The organism is Hoylesella loescheii DSM 19665 = JCM 12249 = ATCC 15930, assembly GCF_000378085.1.
Classification (GTDB): Bacteria; Bacteroidota; Bacteroidia; order Bacteroidales; family Bacteroidaceae; genus Prevotella; species Prevotella loescheii.
Genome location: NZ_KB899212.1, coordinates 353,252 through 363,250, shown reverse-complemented (window position 1 = coordinate 363,250; position 9,999 = coordinate 353,252). Strand labels below are relative to the sequence as shown.

The following is a 9,999-nucleotide window of genomic DNA, read 5'->3' as shown; positions in this document are numbered from 1 at the left end:
GACCGTCTTGAACTGGTTGTTGAGCATAGCCTCGATGGCCGTCGTGTCCTCCGTAGACTCGACCGTCACCGACACGTACCCGCCAGTAACGCTCGAGGCGGGCTTGCCCTTGGCGTCGGTGTTGCGTTTGAACTCGTAGTTGGAATACAGAACGTCGTACTCCTTACCTCCCATTTCCAATGTGGCTCTGAATGAACTCATAAATCTTGTTTTAGGTTGTTGTTGAATATTTACACTATGCGTCTTGTCCTTCCATTTCCCCCATGCGCGAGGGCAACGAAAAGAGAACGCCGTCAACACCGCCTGATTCCGCCTCAGCCCCTCATGCGCAGCTGTTTTCCATGGCAGAACATAAGGAACGCGGCCAAACGTGGTTGATGTTGCAAATCTAGACATTTAATCCCAAAAAATCAAGAAAAGGGAATGCGAAAATTAAAAAATTAACCCTCTTTAAACCTAAGAGGCACGTATCAAAATTTTACATAACGAATCTTAATGATGGCCATTTCTTGACTAGTCCAGTCTTGCTCAAAAGGCATGGTATCTTATCCTGAACTCGCCAATTAGCCATTCCATCGTTCGCATTTTCATCGTTCCAGGAATGCGCCTTCTAAGCCCTGATGATGCATTATTACATTAACCGCCATGTTAAATATGTTTTGGACGCCTGTTCCATCTCATCTGGAATGCTGTTCCAGTTGAATTGGAACACTGTTCCAACTTATCTGGAACAGGGGTCCATCTTAGCTGTAACAATGCGGAAGGTTAAAAAGCTCACTGCAAGGGCTTATAGGATGGGGAATGAAAGATGCTGTTTGGAGGGCGGAAGGGTGAATTGGTGATGGTGATGGGCTGTGGAATGAGCCATCTAAATAGCACCAAGCTAGTATCAGACGCCCAGTTTCCGATAAACATGTAAACCCTTTTTGTTCTCATCTTTGTATTTGAAAACAATAAAGAATTGAACAAATGAAGCTTACACATTCACATACTTCGGAAATCCTTTCGAATTACATAAGCAGCAACGAAGGTCTCGTCACCCTTCAGTCTATACCTTTATCTATGTGCATTGCCGTTGGCACCTGTATATGTGGCGAACTCTTGGACGCGCTCCACACCATGCAGCAATGCCTTTTTAGGACATTGTTTTTATGCTTATGCTTGCTCGTGTCGATAAAATGGCGTAACTTTGAAGCTGAAATTTAATTCGTCAGGAAACAAGAAAGACAAAAATGGAAGACTTCGTTCACCTTCACGTGCACACCTATTATTCGATACTCGACGGCCAATCGAGCATACAACGCCTCGTGGATAAGGCCATAGCCAACGGCATGGGCGGAATGGCGCTAACCGACCACGGCAATATGTTCGGCACGAAAGAGTTTTATAACTACTGCAAAAAGGTTAATGCCAAACGCAAAGAAGAAGGTTTGCCCGCGTTTAAGCCCATCATCGGATGCGAGATGTATGTGGCGCGACACCACAAAACAGATAAGGTGAAGGATAATGGAGACATGAGTGGCTACCACCTGATTGTGCTGGCGAAGAATTATACGGGATATAAAAACCTGATAAAGCTAGTGTCACGGGCATGGGTAGACGGCTATTATATGCGCCCCAGAACCGACCGCGAGGACTTGGAGACCTATCACGAAGGACTGATTGTTTGTTCGGCGTGTATCGCGGGCGAAGTTCCGCGCAAGATTTTGAGGAACGACATCGAGGGCGCACGTGAAGCAGCGCAGTGGTATCATCGTGTTTTTGGCGACGATTATTATCTGGAGCTGCAACGTCACGAGGTGAAAGACCCGTATATACGTGCCAATCGCGAGGCATACCCTCTGCAACAGCGCGCCAATAAGGTGATGTTGGAGATGGCAGAAGAGATGGGCATCAACGTGGTGTGTACAAACGACGCCCACTTTGTTGACCAAGAGAACGCCGAAGCTCACGATCACCTGCTCTGTCTCTCAACTGGCAAGGACCTAGACGACCCCACGCGCATGCTATACTCTAAGCAAGAGTGGTTTAAAACACGCGAAGAGATGAACGAGGTGTTTGGCGATTTGCCCCAAGCCATGCGCAACACGGTGGAGATATTAAATAAGGTGGAAACCTATTCGATAGACCATTCGCCCATTATGCCTTTCTTCCCCATTCCCGAAGACTTTGGAACGGAAGAGCAATGGCGACAACGCATATCGGAAAAGGAATTGTACGACGAGTTCACATCCGACGAAAACGGACAAAACCAACTGCCACCCGATGAGGGAGAAGACAAGATTAAGAAGCTGGGAGGATACGAAAAGCTGTATCGAATTAAGTTCGAAGCCGACTATCTGGCCAAACTGGCATACGATGGAGCAAAGAGACTATATGGCGAACCGCTATCCGAGGAGGTGCGCGAACGTGTGAACTTCGAGCTGCACATCATGAAAACGATGGGTTTTCCTGGCTACTTCCTCATTGTGCAAGACTTTATCAATACGGCCCAAAACGAACTCGACGTGATGGTTGGACCTGGTCGTGGGTCGGCAGCAGGCTCTGTTGTGGCCTATTGTTTGGGTATAACGAAGATTGACCCTATCAAATACGACTTGCTTTTCGAACGTTTCCTTAACCCCGACCGTATCTCCCTGCCCGATATCGATACCGACTTCGACGACGACGGACGTGGACGCGTGTTGGAATGGGTGGAAGATAAGTACGGACACGACAAGGTAGCGCACATCATTACCTACGGAACGATGGCCACGAAAAACTCGATTAAGGACGTTGGACGTGTAGAGAAGGTTCCGCTGAAGATTGTGAACGACCTGTGTAAGCTTATTCCCGACAAACTGCCTGATGGGATGAAGATGAGCGTGGCCAATGCTATTAAGGCCATTCCAGAGCTGCGCGAGGCGGAAGCATCGGCAGATGAGGGGCTGCGCAACACCATGATGTATGCCAAGATGTTGGAAGGAACGGTGCGCGGAACGGGTATTCACGCCTGTGGAACCATTATCTGTCGCGACGCGATAAGCGATTGGGTGCCCGTTTCTACTGCCGAAGATAAGGCCGACCCAGGACATAAGTTGCTTTGTACGCAATATGACGGGCACGTTATTGAAGAAACGGGTCTTATCAAGATGGACTTCTTGGGTCTGAAGACGCTTTCCATCCTGAAAGAGGCCGTTGAAAACGTGCGTATATCTACTGGAGAGACCATCGATTTGGAGAAAATACCCATCGACGACCCAAAAACTTACCAGCTATATTGCGAAGGACGAACCATCGGAACATTCCAATTCGAGTCGGCTGGCATGCAAAAATACTTGCGCGAGCTGCAACCCTCGGTGTTTGAAGACCTCATTGCCATGAACGCTCTTTATCGCCCAGGGCCTATGGACTACATTCCTGATTTCATTGCACGTAAACGCGACCCGTCAAAGGTGAAGTACGACATCCCTTGCATGGAGAAATACCTCAAAGATACGTATGGAATTACGGTGTATCAGGAGCAGGTGATGTTGCTGTCTAGACAGTTGGCTAACTTTACTCGCGGACAAAGCGACACGCTGAGAAAGGCAATGGGTAAAAAGCTCATTGCGCAAATGGACAAGCTGGAGACGCTATTCTACGAGGGTGGGATGAAAAACGGGCATCCCAAAGAGGTGCTCAACAAGATTTGGGAAGACTGGAAGAAGTTCGCTTCGTATGCTTTTAACAAGAGTCACGCCACATGCTACTCGTGGGTGGCTTTTCAAACGGCATACTTCAAGGCGCATTATCCCGCCGAATATATGGCTGCCGTGATGAGCCGAAACCTTGCCAACATCGCCGACATCACGAAGTTTATGGACGAATGCAGGGCGATGGGCATCAAGACGCTGGGTCCTGACGTGAACGAATCGCGTTTGAAGTTCAGCGTGAACAAGCATGGCGAGATACGTTTCGGACTTGCTGCCATCAAGGGAATGGGTGATGCGGCGGCTCAGGCCGTTATTCAAGAACGCGAAAAAAACGGACCTTACACCTCGGTGTTCGACATGGTACAACGCGTGAACCTAAGTTCGGTGAACAAAAAGGCCATCGAAAGCTTGGCATTGAGTGGTGGTTTCGACAGCTTCGGCATTGCCCGCGAAAGCTATTTTGGGACAGACAGCAAGGGGTCTACCTTTATCGACAACCTCACCCGCTATGGGCAGCTATTCCAAATGGAACAACAGCAGATGCGAAACTCGCTCTTCGGCGACAGCAACGCTGTGGAAGTGGCCACTCCGCCCGTACCTCAAGCCGAGCGATGGAGCAGCATCGAACGTCTGAACAAAGAGCGCGATCTCGTCGGCATTTATCTTTCGGCTCATCCTTTAGACGATTATAAGATTGTGCTGCAGGCTATGTGCAACACGGGATGTAACGAACTGGAAGACAAAATAGCACTCGTACAGAAGGCAGAGGTAACTTTGGCTGGTATGGTGACCAATACGCGCTCGGCTGTCACTAAGATGGGGAAACCCTGCGGCTTTGTAACCATCGAAGATTACTCAGGTTCTGGCGAACTAGCATTCTTTGGTGAGGAATGGGGACGATGGAATGGCATGTTCGAAGTAGGCAGAACGGTCTTCGTGAAATGCCGATTTACACAGAAATATCCCACTAGTTCGTTTGTAGACCTTCAAGTGGCGAACATCGAATACTTACAAACCACTTACGACAAGCGGGTGGAACGGTTTACGATTCAGGTGGATAGCGCTCACATCGACCAAACGGTGGTGAACGACATTGTGACAATGGTGAGCGACAGTCCGGGTCAAACGCAGCTCTATTTCGAGGTGTACGATAGCGAAAGCAATCATACGCTGCTGCTAAAATCGAACATTCCTCCTATCAGGGTGGGACGAACTCTGGTTAATTACGTGGAGAGCGACCCGCACATGAGCTATAAGGTGAACTAATTTGACAGCCTTTCGTGACAGATTTACATGTCGCTGACAGAAGTTTGGGCACATGAACGCGAGGCATCGTCTTTTCTTTCACGATATATATAATGTGTAGGGAATGGGCATTGGCCACGTTTACGCTACCTGGGTAGGGAAGGGGAAGCCAACAAAAGGCTTTTTATGGCACAGTATTTGCATTGAGTTAATTGGACAAAACAAACCCAATATTGATTAATAACAAATAAAAAAGGAATACATCATTATGGAAGTAAAGATCACATCAGAAAACTTCGAGAGTTACAAAAATGGCGAATTGCCATTGGTAGTTGACCTATGGGCAACTTGGTGCGGCCCTTGCAAGATGCTTGGCCCCATCATCTCTGAGCTAGCTAACGACTACGACGGTAAGATTGTTGTAGGTAAATGCGACGTAGAAGAGAACAACGAGGTTGCCGCAGAGTTCGGCGTGCGTAGCGTTCCCACCATTCTGTTCTTCAAGGGGGGACAGTTGGTAGACAAATTTGTTGGTGCAACCAACAAGGAAACTCTGGACGCGAAGTTCCAAGCCTTACTGTAACTCCACCTTTAATGGTGCGAATAAAAAGGAAAGTGCAAGACACCTGATGCGTGTCTTGCACTTTTTCGTTGCCATTAGTCCTAAAAGCGGGTTATGGAAAACCATCTTCAATGCGCTTTTAGGTTTTATCTAGCAGGCCTTATCTTCTTTTCTTGTTTCCCCAAAGGCGAATTTCTCTCCACCACCCCACCCTAAGTTCGCTTACGTTTATGCAGTCTTACGTAAGCGATACTTGTTTAGAGCCTGGACTAGTAAATATGAAAAGGCGGGTTGCGCCTTTTGTCGCGAACCCGCCTTTATGAACATTATAATAGAGGTATTTCGTAGTCGTAGTCTTCATCAACATCAAACTCCTCGTCATACACATTACCTGGCTTTGCTCCCGGCTCATCTGATTGGAACGAACCTGCGGCCAAATGCGTCTCGATGGCTAACTGCTCTAGCTGCACGCATGGCGTGATGTACTTCTTCTTTTTCATCGCTGTATCCGTGTTTAGTTAACAATCATCTTCTTACCGTTTACCAAATACACGCCCGGCGCAAGGTAGAACGTACGCGTTTCGCCTGACTTTATCATGGCGCGCGTTACGCATTGTCCCGACACGGTATAGATATTAAGCGGAGCATCTTTTCTGGCTTCGGCCTTAATTTGACCTTCACTGACCGTTACTTTTAATGTTATCTCCTCTTGAACATCTTCAATGGACGTGGGCGTAGTCTCTTCATCACCATCAAAGCTGAGGCCAAAGGAGTTGAATGCCTTGGCCAGAATACCTCCATGATTCTCAAAATGGAATACCGAACGGAACGGGAAGAGGAACAGTTTCTCCTTCTTCAAGTTCTTAAATGCCACAAATCTATCAAGCGAGAAATAGAACACCATCTCGTTTCCAGATTTGTTGATCACGCGCCCAGAGTATGTATAATAGCTCTTAAACGGTATCGGATGTCCGTCAAGCGTGCAATTTACCGCGTAACCTGTAAGCAATCCCGACCCAGCTTCAGGCGTTTTCTTTATGAGCGCACCTTTCTCAGTAGCCACGAACGAGATGTTGCCATCGCCATAACCTGGTGCAATGTTTACGATATAAGGTACATTGGCCTCGCTTTTGTTACCACCCGTAAGCTTCTTGAGGTTTGCCGTCACCTCATAGTCAGCCCCTTCGTGCTTCGGGGTTGACGAACAGACGAGCGAATTATCGCGCATCCTGGCCAAATAGAAATGCGATTGCGTGCCAACGGCATTGCTATGCATACCATTTCCATCGAGAGTTAGACCGTATGGCAACACTAGCGTTGCGTAATTGACACGTCCCTTACCTTGTACAGTAACGTCTCGCGTATAAGTGGCATGGTTTTCCGGCTTTAGTTGTATGTCGTACGGAGCGTAGAACGGCAACTTATCCGTCAGTACGATATTGGTATGACCCTCAAATCCTTTGCCGTCTGTGCGCTGTAAAGCCGTATGGCTTACACTCGCTAATTGCTCTGCCCGATAAGGTAAATATATAAGCGCATTCTTGGCAAGCTTGTTACGGAGGTCTTCTAATATGGGTACCAACTTCTGATTATGCTCTTTACGGATGATATCGAACAGTTTGGAGTTGTCAACGAATAGCACATCGCCTAGACTCTTGGGCACATTGGGGTCTGTTCCCTTGGCTATCGACTGCTCCATCACGTCGACAATCTGATTGAGGGTAAGATAACCAAACTCGCTAGTTGCACCCTGCTGATGCTTGTTGCCTTCTAATCCCGACTCGGTGGTCTGTATTTCGGCTCCCACTAACGGCGTAGACATATAGTGTTTGTTTGCGGCGTCCTTATTATACATGGCATTATTGTAGAGGGGTATCCACTTCACCTTGGGCTCGTAGTTTTTAACTTCGAGCTTTATCACCGTGTGATAATAGGCAAAAGCCCTGTGTTGCTCTTTCTTTGTAGGCGCAATGTTATAGCGTGTCTCGTCCGTTGTATAGAGATACATCGTCTTTGTTTCATTGTCTCTTAACAACGTATTATCTTGTGCAAACTTTCCGTGCTCCGTTGCCTTAGTAATCACACCGTTGATGTTGGTCTCCACTTCACCAGTCATCTTTGTATATTCGCTCATAGTGAACTGCCGTTCGGTGAAATATGCGGACGTCAACGTGCTTTGTTTATTAGACAAGTCTCCAGCATTGTTGAATGGGAACGCGATATTTCCCGCCAAATCCACCTCTATTTTCTTCGTATAGTCGTAGTTAGCTACAACATCCTTGTTCGTGTAAAGGTCATCATTCACCTTATTATAATAGTCTGACGCCACGAAACTATATCGCGAGTTGTGCGTTCCTGGGTTGTTCAGGTATGTGCCATCAGCAAAATCCGACTTCAAGTTCCTAAATGTGAACTTCAGTTTTGTTTGTTCAGAGAACCCTTTGGGAACTCTATACACGAACTTTTCACCACCTAGGTTGAAGTCCGTTGCTTCGAAGGTACGCACTTGTTCAGTGTTGTACGCACCATGACATACTACGTCTACCGATTTAATATAAGGGTTGAGCGTCTCCATTATCACCGTGATGTTCACCAATGCAGTGGGCGAAGAATGGGCAGGAAGCTCTTCGATCTTGAATTTAACGGCATCGTTGTTATACCCATTAATCCTAACAAAGCCGTTGGGAGTTTTATCTTCAACATTTACCACCTTGTTTAGCGGGTCGTTCTCTGCTCCTGTCGGTCCGTAAATCTTTAAACGGAATGGGTTAGAGTCTGATGAGCCAAGCGTTGGTGCAATCTTTGGGGCTATACCTTGCGTACCATAATGGAAAAATGCAGTATTACCATTCTCAATACGTAGATAGTATTGCTTATCACCAACCCAAAAATAGGGGCTGCCGCTATGCCAAAGATATTTCACATGCTTATTCTCACTCGATAGCTTAGCAGCAATTGGGGTAGGAGAAGGATTCTCAATCTTGTCGTGCCACAGGTACATGGGTTTCCCATTTATAAGGGTGTATATCTCATCGTTCTCCGTACGATGCCACACCGTTTGATTTGCACCGCCCTTCGCTTCAGAGTCTAGGTAAATCGGCTTTTTTGGATGCTGTCTTGTTGCTTTTAGCAAAAAGCCTGGCGACTTATACCTATCCTTCTTGTAATCTACCTTAATGCCCACGATACGATAACCAACGGGCACTTTACTTTCGCCTGTTGGTGCAGAAACTTTAGCCGTTGTGGGTGCTTCCACGAAGTATGTTCCCTTCTGTAAAGCATACCACAATTCATCATTAGAATTTACAACCTTGAAGATTTTGTTGCCTTGGCTGGCATCCCAGGTACTTCCATCGTGCGCCCCTTCCTCATATAGGTTAACGCTGGCGGTCATTTCGCGACTCTCGTACTGGTCGTAACTATAGAATTTCTTCCCTCTCTTCTCACGCTGCTTTAGTTCGCCCATATCGGTTTTACCTAATGGCATGTCGTTTTCAGAAAGACTTATATGGCCATCATGTTCAATTCTGGGTGACAGTTTATATTCAAAACCGTTGTTGGCGGTGAACCATAGTTCGATGCTTTCGTAAGTAAATGCGGCAAGTTTGCCTCTCCCCGTGTTACCTGCGAAGCAAAAATAGAGGATGTGTCCCATGTCGGCCGCATGGCGTTCGATAGTAAATGTCTGGCCGAAGCTATTCGTGGGAATCACGGCTTTTGCGTCGTTGCGGAAGATGGGATCTATTGGTTTGTGGTCAGGTCTGATCTTTTCCCGATCCACTTCTCCAAAAGTCCAATCTTTCCACCGTTCGAATGGCAACGAAGGCATAACATCATTGAAGATGGCCTTTTCGGATGGCAAGCTCAGATTATTCTTAATAACGATTTTATAACCTGTTATCTTATATCCCTTAGGCATCGATATTGAGGAGTAATTTGGTGTTACGCCTGTGACATGTATCAATCTCTCCTTGCCATCCTTTGTATAATACAGGAAGTTACAAGTGTGGTTACCCAACACGCCATCCTTTGATAGCACGGGTTCTTCCGAACAAGAATAGGTAATAGGTAGCTGTTTGTGTTGCCAAAGTGAACCATAGCCACCCTCAAAACCCACTTCGTGTGGATTGTGAGTAAAAGCGCTGATAAGGTTACCTAACGAGGGGCTGATGGTTGCATTTTGCGCCGCTATCGGCAAACTACCCCATGCCACCAGTAAGGCAACAATTAACAATAACGGATATTTCTTTCGCATCCGCAGGGTGTGATAAATTCTCATACTAGATACTTTTTTTTATGTTATGTCTTCATGATATCCTCATCGCCGTTTTTCATGGCTTTCGCCTGCTTCAAGGAATATCTATCTTGGTTTACCGAGCTCGATGCAGTTCACTTTGGGACTATCTCGCCCGCATTCACCACTCTCTAAGACTCGTCTGTCATAGCAAGCCGTTAAGCATTGCCTGCTCTCGCATAGGCCATTAGCATCTTCGATGTATGTTTTTCAGGCTTAGCGAT

General features: G+C 46.9%; 7 protein-coding genes. 3 read left to right on the top strand and 4 right to left on the bottom strand.

The window, feature by feature from the left end; genetic code table 11:
• Positions 1 to 201 (bottom strand): type VI secretion system tube protein TssD (gene tssD, locus F453_RS14110; protein WP_033404164.1); only part of this gene is annotated, 201 nt, incomplete at its 3' end.
• 419 nt (positions 202 to 620) lie between these two features.
• On the opposite strand from tssD, the gene F453_RS16105 reads away from it, so the two are divergent.
• A complete protein-coding gene (locus tag F453_RS16105) occupies positions 621 to 842 on the top strand; it encodes a hypothetical protein (protein ID WP_018967037.1) in 222 nt (73 codons plus the stop codon).
• Here the strand turns inward: F453_RS16105 and F453_RS15655 are convergent.
• Positions 775 to 936 carry a hypothetical protein gene (locus tag F453_RS15655; protein ID WP_154650687.1) on the bottom strand — a complete coding sequence of 54 codons (162 nt, stop codon included), beginning with the start codon at positions 934 to 936 and terminating at the stop codon, positions 775 to 777. The two genes, F453_RS16105 and F453_RS15655, sit on opposite strands and share 68 nt — an antisense overlap.
• A 296-nt stretch (positions 937 to 1,232) precedes the next feature.
• Here F453_RS15655 and dnaE point away from each other — a divergent pair, with 296 nt between their 5' ends.
• Positions 1,233 to 4,940, top strand: coding sequence for a DNA polymerase III subunit alpha (gene dnaE, locus F453_RS0105050; protein WP_018967036.1), 3,708 nt, complete (start codon positions 1,233 to 1,235; stop codon positions 4,938 to 4,940).
• A 247-nt stretch (positions 4,941 to 5,187) separates the two neighbouring features.
• A complete protein-coding gene (gene trxA / locus F453_RS0105045) occupies positions 5,188 to 5,502 on the top strand; it encodes a thioredoxin (RefSeq protein ID WP_018967035.1) in 315 nt (104 codons plus the stop codon).
• Between the two features lie 305 nt (positions 5,503 to 5,807).
• On the opposite strand, the gene F453_RS15820 is transcribed toward trxA, so the two are convergent.
• Both F453_RS15820 and F453_RS0105035 read right to left on the bottom strand, forming a co-directional pair.
• Positions 5,808 to 5,981 (bottom strand): hypothetical protein, encoded by a 174-nt coding sequence (locus F453_RS15820; RefSeq protein WP_018967034.1) that lies wholly within the window; start codon positions 5,979 to 5,981, stop codon positions 5,808 to 5,810.
• A gap of 14 nt (positions 5,982 to 5,995) precedes the next feature.
• Entirely contained in the window at positions 5,996 to 9,760 is a 3,765-nt protein-coding gene (locus tag F453_RS0105035; protein WP_234398365.1) for a hypothetical protein, read from the bottom strand.
• Between the last annotated feature and the right edge of the window lie 239 nt (positions 9,761 to 9,999).

Excerpts from the sequence above, each read along its gene's own strand:
- F453_RS15820 (WP_018967034.1), bottom strand. The coding sequence starts at position 5,981 with ATGAAAAAGAAGAAGTACATCACGCCATGCGTGCAGCTAGAGCAGTTA.
- F453_RS16105 (WP_018967037.1), top strand. The coding sequence starts at position 621 with ATGATGCATTATTACATTAACCGCCATGTTAAATATGTTTTGGACGCC.
- F453_RS15655 (WP_154650687.1), bottom strand. The coding sequence starts at position 936 with ATGAGAACAAAAAGGGTTTACATGTTTATCGGAAACTGGGCGTCTGAT.
- trxA (WP_018967035.1), top strand. The coding sequence starts at position 5,188 with ATGGAAGTAAAGATCACATCAGAAAACTTCGAGAGTTACAAAAATGGC.
- dnaE (WP_018967036.1), top strand. The coding sequence starts at position 1,233 with ATGGAAGACTTCGTTCACCTTCACGTGCACACCTATTATTCGATACTC.
- F453_RS0105035 (WP_234398365.1), bottom strand. The coding sequence starts at position 9,760 with ATGAGAATTTATCACACCCTGCGGATGCGAAAGAAATATCCGTTATTG.